A 25,323-nucleotide genomic window follows, 5' to 3' on the forward strand; every position below is an offset into this window, starting at 1 on the left:
CGGGGGGGTCCACGGCTACAGTGGTCTGGGTGAACCCCGAAGCACCAACCCGTCGGCCCGCCCGGGCTGTCGCCGTCGTGGGCGGGAGCCGATACCTCGGCGCCCACCTCGTGGGGATGCTGCTCCGGTCCGAATCCGTCGAGCGCGTCCTGGCCATCGACTCCGTCAAACCGTCGCCGCAGCACCGCCGTCGGATGAGGGACGCCGAGTTCGTCCGCCTCGACCCGCAGTCGCCGCGCCTCCAGGGCATCCTGCGCGATGCCGGCATCGACACCGTCGTCCACGCCGGACTGCACCACACCGACTTCGCCCCGGGCGGCCGTGCGGCCGTCAAGGAGGCCAACATCATGGGCTCGATGCACGTGATCGCGGCCTGTGGGCGGGCCGCGACCGTCAAGCGGTTCGTGTTGATCTCCTCGACCACCGTCTACGGCTCCTCGGGCGTGGACCCGGCCATGTTCACCGAGGACATGGCGGCCCGCCGCCAACCGAGCGGCGGCATCCCCCTGGACCACCTGTCGGTCGAGGGTTACGTGCGCGGGATGTCCCGCAAACGGCCGGACATCGAGGTGACGATCCTGCGGATCCCCGCGATCCTCGGACTGCCCGAACCCACGGTGTTCGGGGAGCTGCTGGCGCCGTCGATCTCCCCGGTGCTGGCGGGCTACGACCCCCGCATCCAGTTGCTGCACCCCCAGGACGCGCTCGACGCCCTCCTGCACGCCACGATGGGCGCCGCGCCGGGGACGTTCAACATCGCCGGCGAGGGGATCCTCACGCTCACCCAGGCCATCCGGCGGGCCGGGCACGTCCCGCTGCCGGTTCCGCCGCAGACGTTCAAGCTGGCCGTGCGGCTGCTGTCCAGTCAGGGCCTGCGCGACGTCGGGGCCTCGCAGCTTCGGTACCTGCGCTTCGGGCGCGCCGTGGACACCACGCGCATGCGCGAGGAGTTCGGCTTCACGCCCCGGTACTCCACCGAGGAGGCACTGCACGCCTACCTGGTCGACTCCGGCACCGAACCGCTCATCACCCGCGCCACGCTCGAGCGCAAGACCGCCAAGATCGCCGCCATGCTCCCCGCGCCGGTGGCCGACCGGCTGCGCGCGGGAGTGGACACCACGCTGTGCGAGCTCGAGGCGATCGGCGCGTTGCCCGATCCGAACGAGCCCGATCCGAACGAGCCCGATCCGAGCAAGGAGGAGGCGCTGTGAGGGGCCCCGAATTCGACCTGAGCCAGCCACTCGGTGGGCCTCGCTGGGGGGAGGGCCGCCGCGACTCGCGGAGCGACCGCATCGTGGGCGAGGGCTTCCTCGGCGCCACCAGCCACAGCGACGCCGCCGCCACCGAGATCGGACGGATCGTCGACCGGTTCCTCACCTCGGTGCGCGACACTCTCGGCCAGGTGATGGAGGCGCTGCCCGTCGACGCCGAGACGCTGGGTCCCGTCCGTGAGGTCGCGCGGGGTGTCGACGTGATGCTCGCGACCGGCGACGTCAGCGCGCTGTCGGGGCTCGTCGACGCCATCAACGGTGTCGGCGAGCTGATCGCCACGCGCGTGACCGGTGGTTACGAGGTCGACGAGTTCGGCTTCGACGAGCACTTCCACAGCACCGTGTGGCTGCCGATGTGGCGACCGCTGTTCGAGCACTGGTTCCGGGTCGAGGTGATCGGCGCCGAGAACATCCCCGCCGAGGGCGCCGGGCTGATCGTCTCCAACCACGCCGGGGTCCTGCCGTTGGACGCGATGATGACCACGGTGGCCGTCCACGACCACTCGGGCCGCGCCCTGCGGCTGCTGGCCGCCGACCTGGCGATGACGCTGCCGGTCTCCGCACCGCTGGCGCGACGGGCCGGGGCGACGCTGGCCTGCGCTGCCGACGCCGAACGCCTGCTCGAGAGCGGACACGTGGTGGCGGTGTGGCCCGAGGGCTACAAGGGACTGGGCAAGCCGTTCTCGGACCGCTACCGGCTGCAACGCTTCGGCCGCGGTGGGTTCGTGTCCACCGCGCTGGACGCCGGCGCGCCGATCATCCCGTGCTCGGTGGTGGGCTCGGAGGAGATCTACCCCAAGATCGGCGAGTTCTCCCCGCTGGCGCGGCTGCTGGGTGTCCCGTACCTGCCCATCACGCCGACGTTCCCCCTGCTCGGCGGCCTGGGCGGCATCCCGCTGCCCACCAAGTGGACCATCGAGTTCGGCGAGCCCATCGAGACCTCCCACCTCGGCCCGGACGCCGGCGACGACCCGATGATCGTCTTCGAGATCACCGACCAGGTCCGCGAGACCATCCAGAACACCCTGTTCCGGAACCTCGCTCGCCGTGGGAGCGTCTTCTTCGGCTGATCCGCCCGGGCCGCTCGGGGCCCGGCCGCGAGTCGTCTCAGAACATCCGTCGGATCTGGCCGATCGTCCGCGCGCCGTACGAGGACTTCACGGCCGCCCGGGCTCCGGCGAGCCCGCCCACCGCGAGCACGCCCGGGACCGCCTGCTTGGCGGCCTTGCGCACCGTGCGGAAGTCCTTGATGTCCCAGCCGTTCTCCGAGGCGTACTTGCGCAGCCGCCCGTCCGGGTTGATCGCGACCGGGTTGCCGACCATCGTGAGCATCGGCATGTCGTTGAAGCTGTCCGAGTACGCGTAGCACTTGGACAGATCGAAACCCTCGGCCTCGGCGAGGTTGGAGATGGCGTGCGCCTTGCCGGGCCCGTGCAGGATGTCGCCCACCAGCCGGCCGGTGTACACCCCGTCCTCCTCCTCGGCCACGGTGCCGAGCGCACCCGAGAGCCCGAGCCGCGACGCGATCACCCGCGCGAGCATGACCGGCGTGGCGGTGACTAGCCACACCTGCTGGCCGGCGTCGAGGTGCATCTGCACCAGCGAGCGCGTGCCCGGCCAGACGCGGTCGAGCATCGAGGTGTCCACGACCTCCTCGCTCAACGCGGTCAGCTCGGCGACGGTGTGGCCCTTGACGAAGCTCAGCGCCTTGTCTCGGCCTGCGGCCACGTCGTCGGCGTTCTCCTTGCCGGAGACCCGGAACTTGACCTGCGACCACGCCATCGACGCCACGTCCTGCGCCGTGAAGAACTTGTGCTTGGCCAGCCCGCGCGCCAGCAGGATGATCGAGGCGCCCTGGATCAGGGTGTTGTCCACGTCGAAGAACGCCGCGGCCTGCGGGTCGGGGACGAACCGCGTGTCGGCGTGGTCGTCGTGGTCCTCGGTGGTCGTGGCGTCGGCCAGCGGGGGACCGGGCTCGGCGCCGGGCTCGAGCTTGACCGCGTTCCTGGCCGAGGCCTCGCCGGCGACGCGCTGGTCGCGGGCGTTGCGCCGGCGCCAGACCAGCCGCCCGATCGCACTGGTGACGTCCGCTCGTCCGGGCAGCCGGAGACCGTTGCCCCCGGTGTCGGAATCGGACTCGTCGGTGGCGTCGGTGTGGTCGTTCACCGGGTGGACCTCCTAGTGGGGGTGGGACCCCATCCTAGGGGAGTCCGGAGGGGGTGGGGCACTATCAGGGCATGGTGCACACGGTGACCCTGCTTACCCGCGAGGGCTGTGGAAGCTGCGTCCGGGTCCACGGTCAGTTGGTCCCGCTGTGCGCGACGGCGCACGCGCGGCTCGAGGTGGTGGACGTGGACCGTGCGGCCGATCCCGAACTCGCGGTGGAGTACGGCGACCGCCTGCCGGTGGTCCTGGTGGACGGCGCGGAGCACTCGTGTTGGGAGGTCGACGACGACGAGCTGGCCGCCGACCTCGCGGCCCCCGAGCCGTTCCGTGGCTGGGAGTGACCCCGCCGTCCGCCGCGTGGCGGTGGTGAGCCGGTGTCCCGCGGTGGGCGGCCACCTCCCGGTGGCGCGCGCTACTCCTCGGCGAGCAGGACCTGCAGGATCGTCGCGTGCCGGAGCAGGAAGGTGCGTTCGTCGAGCTTCTTGCGCCGCAGCCACCCGGTGACCTCGCTGTTGTGTTTGCTCGCGTTGCAGGAGGCGCAGGCGGGGACCACGTTCTCCAGTGTGTAGCGCCCGCCACGCGAGACGGGCATGACGCAGTCGCGCTGCAGTGCGGGGCCCTCCGCCCGGCAGTAGGCGCACCCGCCCCAGGCGCGGAGGAGGTCGGCCCACTGTGGGGCGGTGAGGTCGTTGTCGACTCTCGACAGGCGCCGCTTCCGCCTCTTCGCGTACCGCGCCCGTGTCGCCGCGGACACGGTGGTGGAGGACCTGCGGCGTGGTGGCACGGCGCAACCGTACGTCGCTCACGCGCGCCCGGTGGTGTGCTGTCCGCGCGCGCCGCGACCCGGGCCCGGGCCCGGGCCGCCGAGGGTCGGCGCTGCTCATGGCGGCCGCACGGCGTCCCCCGGGCATAGCATCCGCCCCGGCGACGGTTTTGTCCCGGGGTGCCAAGCGGGTTACGGTGGAGTTCGTTGCGGGTCGATCGCAGGCTCAGGCCACGGCCGTCCCGGCAGGGGAATCCACTGGGATTCGCCCTGTACGCAGCCGTGCACACCGACAGGAGACGACCGACTGTGGACCACCGTTCCGCGTGTGCGTCGAGTGTCGTCCCGTCGTTCCCGGTGTCCCGAGTTGACGCATCGGTGCCCATTCTGGCATGGGCCCCATCGGCACTCGCGTCCGGGGGTCGGCCGTGAGCATCCTCCTGGTGGGTCTGTCCCATCACAGCGCCCCGGTCGCCCTGTTGGAGTCGGTGGCCGTCGCGGAGGCCGATCGGGACGCCCTCACCGAGAACCTGATCAGCGGCAGCCACGTCGACGAGGCGATGATCGTCACCACCTGTAACCGCGTCGAGGTCTACGCGGCGGTGGAGGCGTTCCACCCGGCGCTCGACGACGTGGTGGGCCTCCTCTCGCGGCACTCCGGTCTCTCGGCCGACGAACTCAGCCGCCACCTCTACGTCCGCTATTCCGAGTCGGCCGCCGAGCACCTGTTCTCCGTGGCCTCGGGCCTGGACTCGATGGTCGTGGGCGAGCAGCAGATCATCGGACAGATCCGCACCGCCTACCAGTCCGCGTCCGACATCGGCGCGGCCGGCACCACCCTGCACCGACTCGCCCAGCAGGCGCTCCACGTGGGCAAACGCGTCCACACCGAGACGGGTATCGACTCGGCGGGGTCGTCGGTGGTGTCGGTGGCGCTCGACCGGGCCGCGGAGATCCTCGCCGAGGGGGCGGCCCCCGGGACAACCGGGTCCCCGTCGCGCCGTCTCGACGGACGCCGCGCGGTGGTGCTCGGGGCGGGCGCGATGGGCGGTCTGGCGGTCGCGCACCTGGGCCGGGCGGGGATCGCTCATATCGACGTCACCAACCGCACCCCGGAGCGCGCCGATCGCCTCTCCGAGATCGCCCGCGACGCCGGCACCCCGGCCTCGGCGTTCCCCATGGAGGACCTGGCCGACGGGATCGCCGCCGCGGACATCCTCTTCACCTGTACCGGCGCGGTCGGCGCTGTCGTGACCCTGGGCGACGTGCACACGGCGATCGCCCGGCGCGGACCGGGCCGTCCGCTGGTGATCTGCGACCTGGGCATGCCTCGCGACGTCGACCCCTCGGTCTCGGGCCTGCCGGGCGTGACAGTGCTCGGCATCGAGGAGCTCAATGCAGACCCGGCCACCTCGGCCGCGGCCGCCGACGCCGACGCCGCCCGGACGATCGTCGACACCGAGCTCGCCGCGTACACGCAGGCCGAGCGCATGGCCGGGGTCGGGCCACTGATCGGCCAGCTCCGCGGCCGCGGCGGCCAGGTGGTCGCCGCCGAGATGCGGCGGCTGGACTCGCGACTGCCGGACCTGGACGACAGGGTCCGCGACGAGGTGGCCAACACCGTGCGACGGGTGGTGGACAAGCTGCTGCACCCGCCGACGGTGAGGTTCAAGGAGCTCGCCGCGCAGCCGGACGGCGAGAACCTGGCGGCGGTCGTACGGACGCTGTTCGACCTGGACAGCGCGGATCGTCTGGACGCGACCAGTGTGGACGAGGAGGCGTCATGAGCAGGACCCTGAAGGTGGGTACGCGCGGGAGCAACCTCGCGACCACGCAGGCCGGGCACGTGCGGGACGCGCTCATCGCCGCCGGCTACCCGGCCGAGCTGGTGATCGTCCGAACCAGGGGCGACGTGGTGATGGCCCCGGTCGAGCGGATCGGCGTGGGCGTGTTCACGATGGAGCTGCGCTCGGCGCTCGAGCGTGGCGACTGTGACGTCGCCGTCCACTCCTACAAGGACCTCCCGACCGCGCCCGACGACCGGTTCGCCCCGATCGCCGTGCCGCCGAGGGTCGACCCCTCGGATGTGCTCATCGCCCGCGACGGGCTGACCCTGGCCACGCTTCCCGAGGGTGCGCGCGTCGGGACCTCGGCGCCCCGCCGGCGGTCCCAGCTCGCAGCCCTCCGGCCGGACCTGGACCTGCACCCGCTGCGCGGCAACATCGACACACGGATGTCCTATGTGACCAGCGGCGATTTGGACGCGGTCGTGCTGGCCGCCGCCGGGCTCGACCGCGTCGGTGTGGGCGAACGGGCCACCCAGCGGTTCGGGATCGACGAGATGCTCCCCGCCCCGGCGCAGGGCGCCCTCGCAGTCGAATGCCGCGCCGACGACCCCGGCGCCGCCGAGGCGATCGCGCTGCTCGACCACCTCCCCTCCAGGATCCGGGTGACCGCCGAGCGACGTCTCCTCGCCGAACTGGAGGCCGGGTGCACCGCCCCGGTCGGGGCGCGCGCCGAACTCGACGGGGGAGTGCTCACCCTGCACGCCGTCGCCGCGTCGCACGACGGCACGACCGTCCTGCGCACCGAGGGCACCACCGCCACCGCGGATCACCCCGACGGTCCCGTCACCGCGGCCGACGAGCTGGGTCGCCGGCTCGCGGCCGACCTGCTCGGCCGGGGTGCACGAGACCTGATGTCCGAGAAATCCCCCGAGGAACGGGCCCCGCTCGTACCGAGGGAGTCGACGACGGCGCCCCCGACCGTCACCGAGACCTGATCCATGTCCCCTGAAGCTCCCCGTCGCGCGCAGCCAGCGCGCGACACCCACCCCACGGAGAGACGAACAATGACTCGAGCACGCACCACCCGCCCCGGAACCGTCCGCTTCGTCGGCGGCGGTCCAGGCAACGCGGGGATGCTCACCTGCAGGGCCCGGGAGGTCCTCGCGGGTAACGCGCTGGTCTTCGCCGACGCCGACGTCTCCACCGAGGTGCTCGCGCTCGTCGCCGGCGACGTCCCGGTCCCGGAGGAGCTGTTCGACGCGCGCCGCGCCGAGATGGACGCCGCCGTCGCCGCCGAGGACAAGGCGGAGATCAAGCGCCTCAAGACCCTGCCGGCGCCCACCGCCGCGGACGTGCGTCCCGTCCTGGGTGAACCGGCCGCCGTGGCCAAGCAGCTCGTCGCCGAGGCCAAGAAGGGCCACGACGTGGTGCGGCTGGTCACCGGTGACCCCATGACCACCGACGCCACCGTCACCGAGATCGCCGCCGTCGGCCGCACCGTCGTGCCGTTCGAGGTCGTGCCGGGCGTCGCCGAGGCCACCGCCGTCCCCGCCTTCGCCGGCATCGCGCTCGGCTCCGGCTACGTGTTCGCCGACGGCCGCGGCAAGGTCGACTGGGCCGCCCTCGTCGGCTCGCCCGGCCCGATCGTCCTTCGCACCACCGGCCGGCACCTGGCCGAGGCCGCCTCCAACCTCGCCGAGCAGGGCCTGGCCGCCGGCACCCCGGTCACCGTGACCTGCTCCGGTTCGCTCTGTGCCCAGAAGTCCGCCGACGGTACCCTGGCCACCATGGCCGAGGTCGGTCGCGACATGGACGGGGACCTGGTGGTCACCATCGGCAAGTCCGCCGGTGAGCGTCACCGCCACCAGTGGTGGGAGTCGCGCGCCATGTTCGGCTGGAACGTGCTCGTGCCCCGCACCAAGGCGCAGTCGGCCGAGATGAGCGACCGCATCGCCGAGCACGGCGCCGTGCCCGTCGAGGTGCCCACCATCGCCGTCGAGCCGCCCCGCAGCCCCGCCCAGATGGAGCGCGCCGTCAAGGGCCTCGTCGACGGCCGCTACCAGTGGGTCGTGTTCACCTCCTCCAACGCCGTGCGCGCCGTGTGGGAGAAGTTCGTCGAGTTCGGCCTGGACGCCCGCGCGTTCTCCGGTGTGAAGATCGCCTGCGTCGGCGAGGGCACGGCCGCCCGCGTCCGCGAGCTGGGCATCCAGCCCGAGCTGCTGCCCTCCGGTGAGCAGTCCAGCCAGGGCCTGCTCGAGGTCTTCCCGCCGTACGACGACGTGCTGGACCCCGTCAACCGGGTCCTGCTGCCGCGCGCCGACATCGCCACCGAGACCCTCGCCGAGGGCCTGACCGGCCGCGGTTGGGAGATCGAGGACGTCACCGCCTACCGCACCGTCCGCGCGGCCCCGCCGGCCGCCGAGATCCGCGAGATGATCAAGAGCGGCGGGTTCGACGCCGTGTGCTTCACCAGCTCCTCCACGGTCCGCAACCTCGTGGGGATCGCCGGCAAGCCGCACTCCCGGACGCTGATCGCCTGCATCGGCCCGCGCACCGCCGAGACCGCCGCCGAGTTCGGACTGCGCGTGGACGTGCAGCCGGACAACGCGTCGGTGCTCGACCTGGTGGACGCGCTCGCGGCCCACGCGGACCAGCTGCGTGAGGCCGGGGAGCTGCCGCCTCCTCGTCGCCGCGCGCGCCGTCGCTGATCCCGACCGGCGCCGCGCCGCGTCACCGGCGACTTTCGTACAGTGGAGCCCGTGACCACACCGCGTGAGACCGACACCGCATCCGTTCCGGCGCCGTTGGTGCGTCCACGACGGCTGCGCTCGACGCCGGCGATGCGCAGGCTCGTCGCCGAGACCACGCTCGCGCCCCGGCAGCTGGTCCTGCCGGCGTTCGTCGCCGACGGTCTCGACGCGCCGCACGCCATCTCCTCCCTGCCCGGGGTCGTGCAGCACACCGTCGACTCCCTGCGCCGGGAGGCCGCCGCCGCCGCCGAGGCGGGACTCGGCGGGATCATGCTGTTCGGCGTCCCGCTCGACGAGCACAAGGACGCCTCGGGCAGTTGCGGCGCCGCCGCCGACGGCATCCTCAACCGGGCGCTGACCGCCGTCCGCGAGGAGGTCGGCGACGACCTCGTGGTGATGGCCGACACCTGCCTGGACGAGTTCACCGACCACGGTCACTGCGGTGTCCTCGGCACCGACCCACGTGGCGAGCAGGTCGTCGACAACGACGCCACACTGGCCGCCTACAACGACCTCGCCGTGGCCCAGGCCGCCGCCGGAGCCCACGTGGTGGGGCCGAGCGGGATGATGGACGGCCAGATCGCCGCCATCCGCGAGGCACTGGACCGCGAGGGCTACCAGGACGTGGCCGTGCTCGCGTACAGCGCCAAGTACGCCAGCGCCTTCTACGGGCCGTTCCGCGAGGCCGTCGGGTCCTCGCTGCGCGGCGACCGGCGCACCTACCAACAGGATCCCGCCAACCTGCGCGAGTCGCTGCGCGAGGTGCGGTTGGACCTGGACGAGGGAGCCGACATGGTCATGGTCAAGCCGGCGATGAGCTACCTCGACGTCCTGCGCCAGACCGCCGAGATCTCGGACGTGCCCGTGGCCGCCTACCAGGTCTCCGGGGAGTACGCGATGATCTCCGCCGCCGCCGAGCGCGGATGGATCGACCACGACCCGGCGGTGATGGAGTCGCTCACCTCCATCCGCCGCGCCGGTGCGGACATCGTTCTGACCTACTGGGCACTGCACGCCGCCCGCCTCCTCGCCGACGGGTGGGGCACCCGGTGACCCGCGGCAGCGGGCCGTGGCGCCCACCCGAGCGGACCGACGGCGCCTCCGAGCGCGCCGACGGCCGGCCGGTGGAACCGGCGGGACCTCTTCCCGACGACGTCCACTCCGCCTGGGGACTGTGGCTCGCCGCCACCGGGTTCGCGCTGGTGGGGATGCTGCTCAACGCGGCGACCTCCCGGTTCGGCGACCTGCCGCCCGCCACACGTGACGCCTTCCGCGATGCCGTCGAGACCGCCGGGACCACGGACATCTCCATCGAGGCACTGTTCGGCGCGGCCCGGATCCTGGGTGCCGTCCTGGCGGTACTCGTCAGCGTGGTGACGGTGTGGCTGGCCTTCCGGCTGCGGGCGGGGAAGGGCTGGGCCCGGACGATGCTCGACATCGTCGCCATCTTCCTCGTGGTGGACGCGGTCTCCGTCGTGATCGGCGTGTTCGGCGGTGTCGCCGAGGCAGGGGAGCGCGGTGAGATCGTCACCTTCCTCGTGATCTCGCTGCAGATCCTCGCGGGGCTGTGCGCCGCGACCGCCGTGTGGCGCCAGCACACCGCCGAGGCCATGAAGTTCACGACCGGCGGCGGTGCGCGTGCCGGCGAGTGAGCCCGACCGGCCGGAGCCGGGCACGGGACCGGAACCGCGGGGCCCCATCCTCTTCGCCGAAGACGGGTGGAGCTGGGCCTGGATCTTCGCCGCGCCGCTGTTCTGCGCGAGTGCCGCCGTGTTCGAGCTGGTCGCCGGCGCGCCCGTCCACTGGCTCATGCTCACCGTCTGCGCGGTCGCCTCGGCGATGTGCCACGGGGTGATGATCGCCGCCACCCGCGTCCACGGTCGCGTCCGGCTCACCCCGACCACGTACATCCAGGGAACCGAGGAACTCCAGCTGGACCGCGTGCAGGAGGTGCTCCCGCTGCCCGGTGACGGCATCCCCGAGGCCTCGTGGGAGACCGCCCGCACGCTCGGGGAACTCCGCGAGGTCCCCCGCCGCCGGCGATCCGTCGGACTGCGCCTGGACACCGGTGCCGAGGTCCGGGCCTGGACCCGCGACCCGGTCGCGCTGCACGCGGCCCTCGAGGCCGCGGTCCGCTCGGTCGGAACGGGCACCGGCACGGGCTCGGGCACCGCCTCGGATCCGGCGTGACCGCCCGGCGCCACGCCGTGCTCGCCGTGACCGCGGCAGTCCTGGCGGTGGTGTTGTGGTGGTTGTCGCGCGACCTCGTGGCCGTCCGGCCGCCCGAGGTCGACCCGCCCGTCGACGGTGTGATCCTGCGGACCTACACCGAGCCCTGGCTGCTGCTGGCGGCCACGCTGTCGGCCGGGGTCGCGATGGTCGCCACCACGCTCGCGTTGCTGACCCGCGGCAGCCGGCATGAACAGTGATATATCCACTTCTGCCTGCACCTTTTCGGCACCGACCCCGCACGCGGTAACGATCGGATGACGGTTCCCTGAGTCGGTGCCAGTTGGTGCGGCGTGGCACCGGCCACAGGCTACATTTGGAGCGGTTCGGACGCTTGTGACGCTCGTGAACTTGAGCGGTCGCGGCGTCCGATTCGTCTGGCAGTCATCTACAGAACATGGAATCGGGGATCGGTGCAGCCGTCTAGCACTTTCGTTGGCACCACCGCGGTCGTTGGGGCGATCGCACTTCTTGGTACCGGAGTGGCTGCCGCCGCCCCGGTCAAGTGGCAGGACTGTACCGAGATGCTCGGGATCGAGGCCGAATACGTGCCGGCCGGTCTCGAGTGCGGGACCGTCGAGGTCCCCGTCGACTACAGCCAGCCCGACGGCGCCCGGACCGAGGTCGCACTGACCCGCATCAAGGCGTCCTCCGGGCAGGCCCGGTCGGCCGTCTTCGGCAACCCCGGCGGCCCCGGCAACTACGCCCTCAACTTCTGGAGCCCCGCGTTCGACGGCACCGCGCCCGCCGGCCTGTACGAGAACCACGACCTCGTGGCCGTCCAGCCGCGTGGCCTCTACGGCTCCAACCCGATGACCTGTGACGTCGCCTTCGTCGGCCCCACCACCGCCAACGCGCTGCACGACGCCTGCTTCGGGACCGATCCGGCCTACATGGCCTCGTTCACCACCGAGAACGCGGCCCGCGACATGAACGCCGTCCGCGAATCGCTCGGGCTCGCCGAGATCGATTACGTGGGCGTGTCCTACGGCACCGCGATCGGCACCGACTTCGCGACCCTGTTCCCCGAGCACACCGGCCGCATGGTGCTGGACTCCAACACGCACCCCGACTGGCGGTGGTCCACCCAGGCCGAACAGGGCGCGCTCGCCCAGGAGCGACGACTGAACGACATCTTCACGTGGATCGCCGAGCGCGACGACTACTACGGCCTCGGCGACACCCCGCGCAAGGTGTTCCACTCCTGGAAGTGGGTCACCGACCAGGAGGTGGGGGGACCCGCCAACCTCACCCCGCCGCCGGCCGAGACCCGCGACCTGCCCGTCGAGCTGCGGGGCACCCCGCTCGAGCGGCCCGCGCTGGACACCATCAACGGCACCGCGCCCGCCCTCGCCCGCGTCGAGGGCCTCGGTCGCGCCGTCGCGCTGCAGGGTCTGACCAACAACGCCACCACCGGGTTGTACGACGCCACGGTGGGCGCGACCTACTCCGAGCAGGCGTGGCCGATGCTGGCGCACATGCTCAAGTACTACAACGACGGCGGCAACATCGCCCGGGTCGACTACCCGACGGCCGCCAGGATCGTCGCCGCGCAGGAGAGCCGCTCGCCGGTCTTCCGCACCGACATCGAGATGAACGCGATCATCACGTGCAACGAGACCGCCTCGCCGCCGAGCGAGCTCGGCGTCATGGCTGCCAAGGCGGACCGCTACACGGGCGGCAACAAGCTCACCACCCGCGCCGCGGCCGAGGCCGCCGGTGACGACTGTGTGGGCTGGGCGCCGGTCGCACGCACCATCCAGCCGAACGGCGACGCCCTCGACCAGAAGCCGCTCGTCCTGCACTCGGAGAAGGACGCCGTCACCCCGATCGCCGGTGCCCACAGGGTCGTCGAGACGCTCGACGGGACGCTGGTCGTCGTCGGCGGCGGCGAGCACGGCACCTTCCGCACCGGAAACGCTGCCGTCGACGCGGTGGTGATGGAGTTCCTCGAGACCGGGGTCGCCACCCCGGGGCGCGTCGAGGGCAAGCCCTCGCCGGAGCCTCTGCCCAGGTGGGGTCAGGCCGAGCGCGCGGCCGCCGCCCAGCAGGGCATGTCCGCGCCCGTCGCCGGAGCCGACGACTGGTACGGCACGCACCGCGACGCCGGAGCGGCCACCGCCCCCGCCCCGGCAGCCCCTGTCGCTGCGCCCGCGGTGCCCGCTCCGGTGATCCCGGCACCGGCGCCGCTGCCCACCCCGCAGGAGCTGCACCAGCAGGCCGAGAAGGCCCTGCAGGACGTGGCCGGACAGGTCGACACCGCCGTCAAGGCGATGTTCGCACCGCACGGCCAGCCCGCCCCGCCGCAGGGCTGACACCGCGAGGGGGTACTCGCGGGCAGTCTTTGAGACACTGGACGGGTGACGTCTGCGAGCGATGCCTTCCCGACCCCGTCCGGCCTGTCCGGCACCACCCGATCGGCCGAGCTCTTCGCCGAGGCCCGTGAGCTGATCCCCGGCGGGGTCAACTCCCCGGTCCGCGCCTTCAACTCCGTTGGCGGAACCCCGCGTTTCATGCGTGAAGCGCGGGGTTCCCGCATGACGGACGTCGACGGCAACACCTATATCGACCTGGTGTCCTCCTGGGGCCCGATGATCCACGGTCACGCCCACCCCGCGATCGTCGACGCCGTGCGGGAGACCGCCACCCGCGGTCTGAGCTTCGGCACCCCCACCGAGGGCGAGGTCGACCTTGCCCGCGAGATCGTCGGCCGGACCTCGGTCGAGGAGGTGCGCCTGGTCAACTCCGGCACCGAGGCCACCATGAGCGCGGTGCGTCTGGCACGCGGGTTCACCGGTCGGTCCAAGGTGGTCAAGTTCTCCGGCTGCTACCACGGTCACGTGGACGCGCTGCTGGCCGACGCGGGCTCGGGTCTCGCGACGTTCGCCCTGCCGGACTCGCCCGGCGTGACGGGAGCGACCGCCCACGACACGATCGTGCTGCCGTACAACGACGTCGAGGCGGCCCGCCTGGTGTTCGCCAACCACGGCAGCGAGATCGCCTGCGTGATCACCGAGGCAGCCGCCGGCAACATGGGCACGGTCCCGCCGCTGCCCGGTTTCAACGAGGAACTGCGCACCCTGTGCTCCGAGAACGGCGCGCTGTTGGTGATGGACGAGGTCATGACCGGCTTCCGGGCCGGTGACCGCGGCTGGTGGGGGATCGACGGAGTGGCCGGCGACCTGACCACCTTCGGCAAGGTCATGTCCGGCGGGCTGCCCGCCGCCGCGTTCGGTGGCCGCGCCGACGTGATGTCCGCGCTCGCCCCCGCCGGCCCCGTCTACCAGGCCGGCACGCTCTCGGGGAACCCGGTCGCGGTGGCGGCGGGTCTCGCCTCGCTGCGCCTGGCGGACCACTCCTGCTACTACACGCTGCAGACCAATGCGGACCGCCTCGAGGCCCTGCTGAGCAACGCCCTGCAGGCCGCTGGGGTGGCCCACACCGTTCAGCGCGCCGGGACAATGCTCAGCGTGTTCTTCACCGACCAGCAGGTCACCGACTACGCCGGGGCCAAGGCCGCCGAGACGTTCCGGTACGCGCCGTTCTTCAACACCCTTTTGGACCGGGGCATTTACGCCCCGCCGAGCGCCTTCGAGACCTGGTTCGTCTCCACCGCGCTGACCGACGACGACTTCCAGCACATCTCCGACGCCCTGCCCGTGGCCGCCGAGGCCGCTGCCGCGGCGTCCGACCCGGAGGCCACCCGATGAGCCGGTCCGAGCGGGGTCGGGGGCTTCGGGAGCGTCTCGACGTCCCGTCGACCGGCCCCACCTCATTGCCGATCCCCCTCCGTGGAGAGCACCCTGCGCCCGCCGAGGCGCCGCCCTCGCTGGGCGGGTCCGCGGCCACCGCGCGCCCCGTTGAGGCCTCCGCACCGCAGCAGCAGGAGGGGGCCGAGGCGTACGGGGCCGCGCCCGGAACGATCTCCGCTCCGGGCGAGCCGGTCTCGTCGTCGTCGTCGTCGGCACCTCGTGACTCGTCGGCCCGCGGGACCGAGACGCAGACCATCGTCCACCTGGTCCGGCACGGCGAGGTGCACAACCCCGACGGAGTGCTGTACGGCAGGCTGCCGGGCATCCGGCTCTCCGAGCTGGGGCGCAGTCAGGCCGAGACCGTGGCACGCACACTCGGGCAGGGGCACGACATCGTGTCGATCGTGGCCTCGCCGCTGCAGCGCGCCCAGGAGACCGCCGCCCCGTTGGCCGAGGCGTTGGGCCTGCCGGTGGGGATCGACGCCGACATCATCGAGGCAGACAACCGCTTCGAGGGCAACAAGGTCGGCGGCCGGGGCGGGGCGCTGCGCAACCCGCGGTACTGGCCGATCCTGGTCAACCCGCTGCGGCCCTCGTGGGGTGAGCCGTACCTGCAGATCGCGCACCGGATGATCGGGGCCGTGTACTCCACGCTCGACACCGCCCGCGGCCACGAGGCGGTACTGGTGAGCCACCAGCTGCCCGTGTACACCACGCGACGGTTCCTCGAGGGCCGCCGACTGTGGCACGACCCCCGTTCGCGGCAGTGTTCGCTGGCCTCGATCACCTCTCTGGTCTTCGAGGGCACCACGCTGCGTGACATCGTCTACACCGAACCGGCGGGTGCGTCCGACCCGTCGCAGACAGGAGCCTGAGCCATGCGTCACCCCAAGACCGCCCTCGGCGCCCTACTCCTCGCAGTCGCCCTCGTCACCGGTGCGTGCGCAACCAGCACGGACGCGGTGGTGACGGGCCCCGAGACGTTCGAGTTCGTCAGCCCGGACGGCCAGCTGGAGATCAACTACGACCCCCCATCCGAGCGCAAACCTGTCGCGACTCTCACCGGCCCGGATCTGATGGACCCCGATCGCACGCTCAACGTCCAGGAGGACTTTGAGGGGCAGGTCGTGATCCTCAATTTGTGGGGCCAGTGGTGTGGCCCGTGTCGCGCCGAGTCCGACGATCTGCAGCGGTTGCAGGAGGAGTTCGAACCGCAGGGCGCGACCGTGTTCGGCATCAACCTGCGGGACCCCAACCGGCAGAAGCCCGTCGACTTTGTGGAGGACAACGGCATCACGTTCCCCTCGATCTGGGATCCGAGCAACGCCGCGGTGGCCGCACTGCGCGGCTTCCCGACGTCCGTCGTCCCGGCGACGATCATCCTGGACAAGCAACACCGGGTCGCCGCCGTGTACCTGGCCGAGATCACCGATGACAAGCTGCGGGACACCGTGTCCGCGATCCTGGCCGAGGAGGTCGAGCCGGTGTGAACCCGGAGATGATCCTTCTCGCGCAGAGCGTGGGCGAGACCTTCCAGCAGACCGTGGCCAGCGGCCCGATCCTGCTGGCGCTGGGCGCATGTGTCCTGGCAGGGCTCGTGTCCTTTGCCTCGCCGTGCGTGATCCCACTTGTGCCCGGCTACGTGGCGTACCTGGCCAGTGTCGTGGGCGCCGACCGTCCCCCGGTCACCGTTGCCGCCGCGGAGCGCCAACGAGCCGCCACGGCGACGATGACCCTGGAGGAACGCCGCACCCGCCGTTCCTCGCGTACGCGGGTTGTGGTGGCATCGCTGCTGTTCGTGGGCGGGTTCACCGTGGTCTTCGTGGCGCTCAGCGCCATGGTGCTGGGCACCGTGCAGTACCTGGCGCCCCAGCAGGAGTTGCTGCAGCGCCTCGGCGGCGTGGTGACGATCCTGATGGGGCTCGTCTTTATCGGTCTCGTGCCCACCCTGCAGCGGGATACGCGCATGCAGCCCAAGGCGCTTTCGACGTGGGTCGGCGCGCCGATGCTGGGCGCCGTCTTCGCGCTGGGCTGGACGCCGTGCCTCGGCCCGACGTTGGCCGCGGCGCTCTCCGTGGCCGCGGGCACGGGTGTCGACGCCGCTCGAGGCGTGCTGCTGATCGTGGCGTACTGCCTCGGACTGGGGTTGCCCTTCGTATTGGTGGCCTTCGGTTCCACCTGGGCGATGCGGACCGTCGGGTGGCTGCAGAAGCACACCCGCGCGATCCAGGTGTTCGGCGGCGTCATGCTGATCATCGTGGGCCTGCTGCTGCTCTCCGGCGCGTGGGCCCTGTTCATCGACTGGCTCCGGGACTTCGCCATCTCGGACACCACCCTGCCCATCTGAGCGGCGCCTGACAACCCCCGCGGTCACGCGGCCTCCTCGACGATGCCGGCCGCGCGGAGGCGTGCGTGGATGGCATGGTCGAGGTCGCGAAGGAGCCCGAAGGGCAGGATCGGCGCCTCGAGTGACGTCAGCGGTGGCGGTCCCGCCTTGGCCGGCGGCGGGTCGGCGGCCCGCGGTGTGCCGGCGGGCGGGATCCATCGGACTCCCTGCGGCGCGGTGCGGTCGGGGATCGTGCTCCAGCCGGTGTCGTGGATCATGGCGTGGCAGTCGCCGCTGGCCAGTGCGAGTTGATCGATGTTCGTCAGTCCTCCGGCTGACCAGGGTGATCCGCTGTGGTGCGCTTCGCAGTGTCTGGCGTCCTGGTCGCAATCCGGGTGGGTGCAGCCACCGTACGCCGCGAACAGGGCGAGCCGTTGGTATCGAGAGGCGGTCCTGCGGCTGCGGTAGAGCCTGAGGTCCAGCTCCTGGTCGCACAGCGCGAGGAACCAGTGGTTGCCGCGCGCCATCGCCAGCGCCTGGGGCACGGGAACGCGGATACCCCCGTCGGTCTGGCCGCAGCCGGCCAGGGTGGTGAGTTGATCGAGGTCCATGCGCACCACGATCGCCGCCGGCGCTCCGGTCTTGCGGGCGTCGGCGGACAGGGCCAGGTGCAGGGCGTGGACCATCGCGTCGTGCATGCGTTGGCCGTCGGTGCGGGTGTCTGGTGCGTCCGCGTCAGGCCACAGCCGGCCGGGCTGGCCCCAGCGGGCGTGGACCTCGCGCATCAGGGCCGCGAGTTGCGGGTCCATGGTCATGCTGGCGCTGGCCATCAGGTCCAGTCCCTGGCCCCCGCAGGAGACCGACCTGCGGCGCGCCCGCTCTTCGGCGCCTCGTTCGGTGCGGCCCGGGTCCAGGGTGTCGAGTAGCTGGTGCGCGTGCTCCTGCAATTGCCGGGTGGTGGACTTCTCGGCAGCCTCGAGCAGTTGCTGTTCCAGGCGATCGCGCACCTCGTCGTCACACTCATCCGACAGCGCGGCCAGCGCCTTACCGATGATCCTCAGCTGCCCGGCCGAGACCGTGCCGGCACCGCTGGCGCGCATGCGAGCGGAGTCGGCGATCCCGGCATCGTCGAGGCGTCCGCGGGCCTCCCCGGGCGCCAGACCCAGGCCGCCGGTGAGCATCTGGCGGTCGTTGACGAAGCCCATCTGGCGGGCGGTGCCCGATTCCCGGGCCGCGGCCATGACCCGGGCCTGGGTCGCGCGGATCCGGCGTTGGGCCTGTTCGAGCGCGACGAGCTCGGCGTGCAGCTGCGTCGAGGAGGTGTCGGTCCAGTCGCGTTGTAGGTGCAGATCGAGTGCGGCGAGGATCGCCCGCAACTCTCCACCCACGCTGTCGCCGTTCCCGTTATCGCTCATGTGTTCGATTAGATCACCCGGGTACGACATTGTCCGTCGACGCAGTTCACGCGGCGTATCGACCGATCCGGAGGCCGTTACCAGGGCCAGAACGCCTTGATCATCGGCGAGATGAACAACCAGGCCAGCGACAGGTAGAAGATCACGACTGCCGCGATGAGGGTCACCACGTCGGACGGTTGGATCACGGACTTGAGCTGCTGTCTGCGATAGGCCACCCGGCGGTCCAATTCCTCCCAGCGCTGCAGTTGAGGGTCGATGTCCGTGTCCGCCTCGGCCCCCTCGCCGACGTCTGCAGGTTCTCTTTCGTTCTGGGTGTGGTCCATCCGGGTTCCTTTCTAGATCGCGTAGTGGTACTGCCGGAGCAGCAGGTCATGATGTTCGGTCACCGATTTGTAGGCCAGTTCGCCGAACTTCTTGCCCATGGGGGATCCTGCCGCTGCCCCTGCGCCGGCCCCGACGAGTGCGCCGTAGGGGCCGGCGTAGGAGCCGCCACTGGCTCCGAGCAGCGCCCCGCTCGCCATTCCGCCGCCCAAGGCGCCACCGGTCTCCGTAGCGATCTCGAAGGCACTTCCTTCGCCACGGGCGAACCGATTCACGCCGTCGTACACCGTCATCCCGGTGCCCAGGGGGCCCGCGACCTTCCCGACGAAGCGAAGTCCGGCGCTGGCCCGCCGGCCGTAGTCGTCGGGGGCGGGGTTGAGAACATGCCGACCGCGGGTGACGGGGTCGAGTTCGTCGGCGCGCCTGGGGAGCCCCGCGGACATGGCGCGGGTGAGCGCGTCGACGGCGACGCCGGGCCAAGGATCATCCGGGCCGGGGATCGGGCCCCTGTTGGGCTCCGGTGGGATCGCGTCGTGCAAGCGCGCGGCGATTTCGTCGAGTGTGCGTCCGTAGTGCTGGTCGAGTGAGGCCACGACGTCCAGAGCCTCTTCGATTGCCCCGGCATACTCGTCGACCTCGGCCTGGGTGATGTCGTCGCGGCCGGCAGCGGGCGCGAGCGAATCATCGCGGACGACCAGGCCGCGAGCCTGGGCTTCGGAGATCCGGTCGCGAACCACCTGTACCGCAGGGTCGAGCGCATTACCCGCCTGTTCAAGGGTCTTGACCAGGTCGTCGAGATGGCCGGCAAGCGCGTCGATGTGGCGCAGCTCGGAGTCGACGGCATGCAGCACCGCGTCAGCGGCGACGCCCTCCCAACCCATGGCGAGGCTGTGGCGCCCCTCGGAGAGGGCCCCGCGCGCCTCCTCGGCGATGGCGAGCCGACCGGCGCTGGTCACACGCGCCGTCGTCACGCCGCGGGGGTCCCATAGCCGCACCGCGCCCGCCGAGTAAGTCACCCGATCTCCTCCTGTGACTCGTGTTCCGTCACCAGGTACGACGGGGCACGTCAGCGGCCGGTTCCATCGCCGAACGGATTCTTCGGAGGAGCCGTCACGAATCGGGTGGAACCATCTGGTTGGTCGGGGCGTCAAACAGATCGTGGGGACATTAAGAGGACCAGCCGCCGCGCTCGCGGCCTGCGCGGTGATGTCCGCGTGCGGAGTGAGTCAGGACAACGACCAGGCGACGACGACGAGCCCAGCGGCCGCCGAGGAGACGATCAACCCCTGGGATCTGCCGATAGAGCAGCGGCCCGCTCTCTTCGACCCGTGTGCCGAAATTCCCATCGAGGCGGTGGAGCAGGGGGTCGGTTCGATTGTGGCCGAAATACCGAAGTTCTATAACCGCGAACCTGGTTCGCTCATCTCCTGCGGATGGGGAAACGATGAAGCGCAACTCAGTCTCTTGGCGACGTGGAAATCTCGTAATGACTACCTTGCCGATAATACATTCAATGTAGAGAACGCCCAAGCGCGCGTTAGCGGAAGAACTGGTCTTCGACTCTCTGATCAGGGAGACCTGTTTAATAGTTCTTGCGTTCAGCTATTCTTCACCTCTCGTGGCGCTGTTTGGATGCGGTTAGACCTAGTTACGGGCCTCAATGAATTTAAAGGCGATAGCCTTTCGAAGGCGTGTGAGGTTATCGATCAGGCGATACTCCCACTTATCGACTTTGTTCCCGAAGGAGACATTCAGTGACCGTCCATCTTGAACCGGGAGTCGCTGAATTGTGCGTTAGTCGCTGCGGCGACTTTATCAACGAAGTGACCCAGGACCTTACTGGGGGGATGATTGCCGGTCAGGGTTCATCGCTCGGCGCCTTCGACACCGCCCGGCAAATCGGCACCGTGTATTCGCTATTCGTGGGAGAAGACCTGCGAACCTTGCTCAACGGCTATGTGGATCAGGCGAAGGCCATGGCCATGCTCTTCGCCGCCGCCGGTGGGTTGATCGAGGCGCAGGATGAGGCGGTGGCGGCGGCGCTGGGGAAGGCGGCGCAGGAGCCGGCCGGGTTGCAGAGTTTGGGGTTGTTGGGTTCGCTTGGATCGACGACCGCGATTCTCGATTCAGCCGACGGGACCAGCACGCTGCACGGGTATGACCGAGTGGGACCCGAGGAGGTATCGGGCGCCCCACTGGCGAAGATGGTCTCCGGGGCACAGGCTCTGGATCCGGCGCAGTTCCAGCAGGTGCGGGATCGAGTCAGCACCGTCGCGACAAGCCTCCACACGGCAGCGGCAAACCTTCGCAGCGGCCTGGGCAACGCACTGGGCAGCCAGTGGCAGGGTGAGTTCGCTACCCAGGCCAGCACCTCGGTGGGATCGTTCACCGAATCGGTAGACAGACTGGCCACGGTCCTCGAAGTGGTGGCCACCAAGGCGAGCACCGCCGAGGACGGTTTCAGCACCACCAAGTCGCGGATCGGCGAGGAGTCCGCAACGCTCCAGGCCGCCCAGGTCAACACCCCGGGCTTCGGCTACCTCCACGGCCCTCCGACCCTCGAATCCGCTGCCGCGATGGCCGCAGCCCAGGAGGCCGCCGAAGAACAGGCACGAGCGATCGTCAACACCGTTTACAGCCCCGCGGTGATGGACGCCAACCTCGCCGACCTGGACATACCCAGCCCGTACCGCGTGATCTCGACGTCGGCGCTGGGTGGCGCGAGTGGACTCGACCTGGTCTCGGCCTGGAACGTGGACGGGGTCGTCCGACCCGCTGGTCCGGCCGCACCCGGCCACGCCGCCCTCGCCGCCGCCGGGGGAGGAGGGAATCCGGCCGGAGTCCCCGCGGTCGGCGCAGGTGCTGGCACGGGGACGACGACGAGCCTGCCCGCCGCAACCGACGCCCCCACCGAGCAAGCGCTTCTGACCTCGCGGAACGGCGCGGTCGACGGCGGGGGAGCGGTGGCCGCCGCCACCGGACAGACAGCTGCGGGGGGTGCGAACGCCGGCGGAACACATGCAGCCGGCGTGAACGCCTCGACCCATCCCGCCGCCACCCCGTTCGCACCGATCACGGGAGCGAACGGGCAGCCGATAGGAGCAGGCGGGGGCGCCGCGAGAGCGCGGGGGATCCGCAACGGATCCCAGCGTGATCGCGGCTTCGGTACCGCTGCCGGAATGCTCGGCGGAGGCGCCGGGGGTGCGGGAGCAGGAGCCGGGGCGGCCAGGATGGGTGGCGCAGGCACCCTGGCGGGCTTCGGGAGCCCGGGCGGCTTCGGAACCGGCGGACCGACGGCAGGAGTACCGGGCGGCGGCATGTCGGCAGGCTCGGGACCCGCGGGAGCACCCGCAGGGGCGTTCTCGTCGTCACATGGTGGTTCTCAAGCCAGCCGCGCAGGAATGATGCCGATGGGCATGATGGGCGCGGCAGGGGCCGGACAGAACGAGGGCCGACGCGGTCACACGCCAGCCGGGTACCTGACCAACGCCACCAACACCTCGGAGATCATAGGGGAACCGGTCAAGGTTGCTCCCGCAGTCCTGGGGCGAACGCCGCCTCCCGACGATGCCGCCGCCGAACAAGAGCAGCAGCAGGAGACCGCCTATGTCGGCCGGGTCGTCGGACGGCCAATCGTTGGATCATGACGGCGGGCCCTTGCCCGACCGACGTCCACTCCTAGAACGCCAACCCGTGCCGCTCCACCAGCGGCATCGTCGCCTCGAAGTCGATCTCCGCGCCGTACTCGGCAGCGAGCGAGGGGAGCGTATCGGGGGAGTACCCCCTCCCGGCTCGGCGAGGCGGCGGAACAATGCCTCGAGGCCGCCCGGCACGATGATCTCGAGCACACGGAGTTCGTCGTCGCCAGCATTCCAGAACGTGTGCCAGCGACCGCGCGGCTTGGCCAGGAGGTCCCCCGGCGTCGCCGTGATCTCGACGCCCTCCTCGATGAAGCCGATGGTGCCCGCCAGCACGAATGTGTACTCGTCTTCCCGGCTGTGCCGGTGCATCGGGGCGGCCAACGTCCTGGGGTTCACGATGTGCTCGATGATCGCGACCCGGCCGCCGGATACCTGGCTCTCGATGAGGTACCGGTCCAGCAGTCCGGGTTCGCCCGTCACGTCGCCCTGGCCTGCGCGCACGACGTGAGGACCAGGAGGCGTCTTTTATCATCAATGCCGCTCATCATGCAAATCATACGACCGCGACCCCGGCGCGGGAACCCCCGGCGCGGGAACCCCTGGCACGCGGCCGCAGCCGGCATGGCCGAGCGAGTTCCACTAGAAGTACGCCGCCCAGACCAGGCCGACGATGAACAGTGCGACCCCCAGGAGGAACTGCGTCCGGTTCTGTATGTCATGCCACAAACTCGCCACGAAACGCTTCTTGATGTCGGCCCAGCGTGAGAACGGCGGATCGCCTTCCTCGGCCGGGCAACCGTCCGGCTCAGTTGCCATCCTCGGTTCCTTCCGCATCTGGGCCGGCGTCGTATACGGCATCGTGCACCGCGCCGCCGACTTCCTGTCCCGCCCACGCACCGACCCCGGCGCCGATCCCGGCCCCGATGAACGTGCCCACAGGCCCGAAGAACGACCCCGCAGCCGCTCCGGCAAGAGCTCCGCCGGCCATGCCGCCGCCGAGAGCCCCGCCCGTCTCGAGAATTGCTTCCGCGGCAGTGGTCTCTCCCCTGGCATACCCCGTGACGCCCTCGTACGCCGTGAACCCCCCGCCCGCGGGCCCGGCGAGCCGGCCGGCTCGCCGAAGCAGTCCGGCGGCCCGACGCCCGGCGTCGTCGGGCATCGGATCGGCCTTGTGTCTGCCCCGCGTCTCGGGATCGAGTTCATCCGCGAGAGCAAACGCCCCTCCTTTCACGGCCCCGGTCGCGGCGGTGATCGCGGTCCCCAGGACAACCGCATCCGGCCCCGGGATAGGGCCCCTGTCCACCTCCGGCGGGATGGCCCGATACATCATCCCGGCAACCGCGTCGATCTCCCGGCCATAGTGCTGATCCAACGACCCGACGGTGGCCAACGCCTGGCCGAGCGCCTCGACATGCCCGTCGACGACATCCTGGGTGATCTCGTCGCGACCGGCAGCCGGCCCCACGGAGTCCTCGCCCACCACGAGCCCGGCGGCCTCGGCCTCGATGATCCGATCGCGAACCGTCTGCACCGCCGGCCCCAACGCGGCGGCGGCCCGGGAGAGGGCGTCGGCCAGATCCCCGAGCCCGTCCGCGAGCTTGGTGACGTGCACCTTCTCGCCCTCGGCGGCGTCCAGGACCGCGTCGGCCGCAACGCCGTCCCAGCCCCCGTCCAGCGCTGATCTCCCGGCAGCCAGAGCCGTCCGTGCCTCGACAACCAGTGCCTCCCGCTCGGCGACAGCAGACCTCGCCGTCGTCGCGCCCCCGGCATCCCACCGCCTGACCCGGCCGATCGTGTACCCCACTCCGGTCCTTTCTCACGCGCCGTCACAGTGTTTGACGGCGCGACACCCATTTCGGTTCCACCGCGGGCTGAACCCGCACCTCACCGTGCGGCCGGCGCGAGGTGAGGGCTCGGTTACCGGTGTGCGGTCCGGGGTAACGACCGCGTCACATAGCTCGGCCACACTCACTCCGGTACGTCCGCACGCCCGCCGCACAGCTGGAGGCAACGAAGTGTCCTACGTCCAACCCTCGGACTTCACCCGCGCGATGATCGACGCCGGAGCGAGCAAGGTCCGCATGTCCACGCGTGACACGCTCATCCGGAGCTTCATGGCGGGCGCCATCCTGGGCCTGGCCGCCGCGTTCGCCATCACCGTCACGGTCGAGACCGGCAGCGCGCTCCTCGGGGCGGTGCTCTTCCCCGTCGGCTTTATCCTCCTGTACCTGTTGGGCTTCGATCTGCTGACCGGGGTGTTCACGCTCGTCCCGCTGGCACTGCTGGACAAGCGCAAGGGGGTCACGGTCCGGGGCATGCTCCGGAACTGGGGCCTGGTCTTCCTGGGCAACTTCGCCGGTGCCCTCACCGTGGCGTTCCTCATCGCCTTCATCACCACCTACGGGTTCAATGTCGCCCCGGACGAGGTGGGCCAGCGTCTCGGCGAGATCGGTGAGTCCCGGACTCTCGGATACGCCGAGCACGGGGCGGCCGGGATGCTGACCCTGTTCTTCCGCGGCGTGCTGTGCAACTGGATGGTCTCGACGGGCGTAGTGGCGGCGATGATGTCCACCAGCGTGAGCGGCAAGGCGCTGACCATGTGGATGCCCGTGATGCTGTTCTTCTACATGGGATTCGAGCACTCGGTGGTCAACATGTTCCTGTTCCCGACCGGCCTGATGCTCGGCGGCGAGTTCTCGCTGGCCGACTACCTGGTGTGGAACGAGATCCCCACCGTCATCGGCAACCTCGTCGGCGGGCTCTGCTTTGTGGGTCTGACCCTGTACGTCACCCACGCCCGCACCAAGGCGCAGCGGCCGCTGCCGGAGGAGCCGGCCGAGCGCGAGGCCGACCGCGAGCCCGCCTCGGTCTGAGCGACACATGACCCCATCCGAGAGGA

General features: G+C 70.9%; 26 protein-coding genes. 18 read left to right on the forward strand and 8 right to left on the reverse strand.

Features of this window, described 5'->3' with window-relative positions; all coding sequences use genetic code 11:
- Positions 1-29: 29 nt before the first annotated feature.
- Together ABD250_RS01765 and ABD250_RS01770 are read left to right on the forward strand one after the other, a co-directional pair.
- Entirely contained in the window at positions 30-1,211 is a 1,182-nt protein-coding gene (locus ABD250_RS01765; protein WP_259847172.1) for an NAD-dependent epimerase/dehydratase family protein, read from the forward strand.
- Positions 1,208-2,341, forward strand: coding sequence for a lysophospholipid acyltransferase family protein (locus ABD250_RS01770; RefSeq protein ID WP_179523386.1), 1,134 nt, complete (start codon positions 1,208-1,210; stop codon positions 2,339-2,341). The genes ABD250_RS01765 and ABD250_RS01770 overlap by 4 nt, the downstream gene beginning before the upstream one ends.
- 37 nt (positions 2,342-2,378) lie before the next feature.
- Here the strand turns inward: ABD250_RS01770 and ABD250_RS01775 are convergent, their stop codons facing one another.
- A complete protein-coding gene (locus ABD250_RS01775; protein WP_182640025.1) occupies positions 2,379-3,437 on the reverse strand; it encodes an HAD-IB family hydrolase in 1,059 nt (352 codons plus the stop codon).
- Positions 3,438-3,508: 71 nt separating this feature from the next.
- Between ABD250_RS01775 and ABD250_RS01780 the strand changes: the two genes are divergently transcribed.
- A complete protein-coding gene (locus ABD250_RS01780) occupies positions 3,509-3,778 on the forward strand; it encodes a glutaredoxin family protein (protein ID WP_179523384.1) in 270 nt (89 codons plus the stop codon).
- 71 nt (positions 3,779-3,849) lie between these two features.
- Here ABD250_RS01780 and ABD250_RS01785 read toward each other — a convergent pair whose 3' ends face one another.
- Complete coding sequence (locus ABD250_RS01785; protein ID WP_179525996.1) at positions 3,850-4,191, reverse strand: HNH endonuclease; 342 nt, start codon at positions 4,189-4,191, stop codon at positions 3,850-3,852.
- Positions 4,192-4,628: 437 nt separating this feature from the next.
- Between ABD250_RS01785 and ABD250_RS01790 the strand changes: the two genes are divergently transcribed.
- The 12 genes from ABD250_RS01790 to ABD250_RS01845 all read left to right on the forward strand — a co-directional run bounded on the left by ABD250_RS01790 (position 4,629) and on the right by ABD250_RS01845 (position 17,065).
- Positions 4,629-5,987, forward strand: coding sequence for a glutamyl-tRNA reductase (locus ABD250_RS01790; RefSeq protein ID WP_179523383.1), 1,359 nt, complete (start codon positions 4,629-4,631; stop codon positions 5,985-5,987).
- The gene (gene hemC / locus ABD250_RS01795; protein WP_179523382.1) at positions 5,984-6,982 is read left to right on the forward strand and encodes a hydroxymethylbilane synthase; all 999 of its coding nucleotides are present in this window, start codon (positions 5,984-5,986) and stop codon (positions 6,980-6,982) included. Before ABD250_RS01790 ends, hemC begins: the two co-directional genes overlap by 4 nt.
- 69 nt (positions 6,983-7,051) lie before the next feature.
- Positions 7,052-8,695 (forward strand): bifunctional uroporphyrinogen-III C-methyltransferase/uroporphyrinogen-III synthase, encoded by a 1,644-nt coding sequence (locus ABD250_RS01800; protein ID WP_344390230.1) that lies wholly within the window; start codon positions 7,052-7,054, stop codon positions 8,693-8,695.
- 51 nt (positions 8,696-8,746) lie between these two features.
- Positions 8,747-9,790: a porphobilinogen synthase gene (gene hemB, locus ABD250_RS01805; RefSeq protein ID WP_344390233.1), complete on the forward strand. Its 1,044-nt coding sequence runs from the start codon at positions 8,747-8,749 to the stop codon at positions 9,788-9,790.
- Positions 9,787-10,389 (forward strand): hypothetical protein, encoded by a 603-nt coding sequence (locus ABD250_RS01810; RefSeq protein ID WP_344390235.1) that lies wholly within the window; start codon positions 9,787-9,789, stop codon positions 10,387-10,389. Before hemB ends, ABD250_RS01810 begins: the two co-directional genes overlap by 4 nt.
- The gene (locus ABD250_RS01815) at positions 10,376-10,927 is read left to right on the forward strand and encodes a hypothetical protein (RefSeq protein WP_344390238.1); all 552 of its coding nucleotides are present in this window, start codon (positions 10,376-10,378) and stop codon (positions 10,925-10,927) included. Before ABD250_RS01810 ends, ABD250_RS01815 begins: the two co-directional genes overlap by 14 nt.
- Positions 10,924-11,166 (forward strand): hypothetical protein, encoded by a 243-nt coding sequence (locus tag ABD250_RS01820; RefSeq protein ID WP_182639719.1) that lies wholly within the window; start codon positions 10,924-10,926, stop codon positions 11,164-11,166. Before ABD250_RS01815 ends, ABD250_RS01820 begins: the two co-directional genes overlap by 4 nt.
- A 282-nt stretch (positions 11,167-11,448) precedes the next feature.
- Positions 11,449-13,281, forward strand: a complete 1,833-nt coding sequence (locus tag ABD250_RS01825) for an alpha/beta fold hydrolase (RefSeq protein ID WP_344390243.1) — start codon at positions 11,449-11,451, stop codon at positions 13,279-13,281.
- 45 nt (positions 13,282-13,326) lie between these two features.
- Positions 13,327-14,676, forward strand: coding sequence for a glutamate-1-semialdehyde 2,1-aminomutase (gene hemL, locus ABD250_RS01830; RefSeq protein ID WP_425551853.1), 1,350 nt, complete (start codon positions 13,327-13,329; stop codon positions 14,674-14,676).
- The gene (locus ABD250_RS01835) at positions 14,673-15,593 is read left to right on the forward strand and encodes a histidine phosphatase family protein (protein WP_425551854.1); all 921 of its coding nucleotides are present in this window, start codon (positions 14,673-14,675) and stop codon (positions 15,591-15,593) included. The genes hemL and ABD250_RS01835 overlap by 4 nt, the downstream gene beginning before the upstream one ends.
- A 3-nt stretch (positions 15,594-15,596) precedes the next feature.
- On the forward strand, positions 15,597-16,208 hold the full coding sequence (locus ABD250_RS01840; RefSeq protein WP_182659026.1) for a TlpA family protein disulfide reductase: 612 nt from the start codon (positions 15,597-15,599) through the stop codon (positions 16,206-16,208).
- Entirely contained in the window at positions 16,205-17,065 is an 861-nt protein-coding gene (locus tag ABD250_RS01845; protein ID WP_370650904.1) for a cytochrome c biogenesis CcdA family protein, read from the forward strand. Before ABD250_RS01840 ends, ABD250_RS01845 begins: the two co-directional genes overlap by 4 nt.
- Positions 17,066-17,088: 23 nt before the next feature.
- On the opposite strand, the gene ABD250_RS01850 is transcribed toward ABD250_RS01845, so the two are convergent.
- The 3 genes from ABD250_RS01850 to ABD250_RS01860 form a co-directional block, all read right to left on the reverse strand.
- On the reverse strand, positions 17,089-18,459 hold the full coding sequence (locus ABD250_RS01850) for an HNH endonuclease signature motif containing protein (protein WP_182659025.1): 1,371 nt from the start codon (positions 18,457-18,459) through the stop codon (positions 17,089-17,091).
- 77 nt (positions 18,460-18,536) lie between these two features.
- On the reverse strand, positions 18,537-18,785 hold the full coding sequence (locus ABD250_RS01855; RefSeq protein ID WP_182659024.1) for a hypothetical protein: 249 nt from the start codon (positions 18,783-18,785) through the stop codon (positions 18,537-18,539).
- 12 nt (positions 18,786-18,797) lie between these two features.
- Entirely contained in the window at positions 18,798-19,799 is a 1,002-nt protein-coding gene (locus tag ABD250_RS01860; protein WP_182659023.1) for a hypothetical protein, read from the reverse strand.
- A 142-nt stretch (positions 19,800-19,941) separates the two neighbouring features.
- Here ABD250_RS01860 and ABD250_RS01865 point away from each other — a divergent pair, with 142 nt between their 5' ends.
- Positions 19,942-20,541: a DUF3558 family protein gene (locus tag ABD250_RS01865; protein WP_344390250.1), complete on the forward strand. Its 600-nt coding sequence runs from the start codon at positions 19,942-19,944 to the stop codon at positions 20,539-20,541.
- Between the two features lie 185 nt (positions 20,542-20,726).
- A complete protein-coding gene (locus ABD250_RS01870; protein ID WP_344390253.1) occupies positions 20,727-22,430 on the forward strand; it encodes a WXG100 family type VII secretion target in 1,704 nt (567 codons plus the stop codon).
- Here ABD250_RS01870 and ABD250_RS01875 read toward each other — a convergent pair.
- The 3 genes from ABD250_RS01875 to ABD250_RS01885 form a co-directional block, all read right to left on the reverse strand.
- Positions 22,425-22,925 carry a cupin domain-containing protein gene (locus ABD250_RS01875; RefSeq protein ID WP_338404210.1) on the reverse strand — a complete coding sequence of 167 codons (501 nt, stop codon included), beginning with the start codon at positions 22,923-22,925 and terminating at the stop codon, positions 22,425-22,427. The two genes, ABD250_RS01870 and ABD250_RS01875, sit on opposite strands and share 6 nt — an antisense overlap.
- Positions 22,926-23,063: 138 nt before the next feature.
- Positions 23,064-23,240: a hypothetical protein gene (locus ABD250_RS01880; protein WP_182659020.1), complete on the reverse strand. Its 177-nt coding sequence runs from the start codon at positions 23,238-23,240 to the stop codon at positions 23,064-23,066.
- Positions 23,230-24,228, reverse strand: a complete 999-nt coding sequence (locus tag ABD250_RS01885) for a hypothetical protein (protein WP_182659019.1) — start codon at positions 24,226-24,228, stop codon at positions 23,230-23,232. The genes ABD250_RS01880 and ABD250_RS01885 overlap by 11 nt, the downstream gene beginning before the upstream one ends.
- Positions 24,229-24,439: 211 nt before the next feature.
- Here ABD250_RS01885 and ABD250_RS01890 point away from each other — a divergent pair, with 211 nt between their 5' ends.
- On the forward strand, positions 24,440-25,297 hold the full coding sequence (locus ABD250_RS01890) for a formate/nitrite transporter family protein (protein ID WP_182659018.1): 858 nt from the start codon (positions 24,440-24,442) through the stop codon (positions 25,295-25,297).
- Positions 25,298-25,323 lie beyond the last annotated feature (26 nt).

Origin of the sequence: Dietzia cercidiphylli (genome assembly GCF_039531545.1) — a bacterium.
Lineage (GTDB): Bacteria > Actinomycetota > Actinomycetes > Mycobacteriales > Mycobacteriaceae > Dietzia > Dietzia natronolimnaea.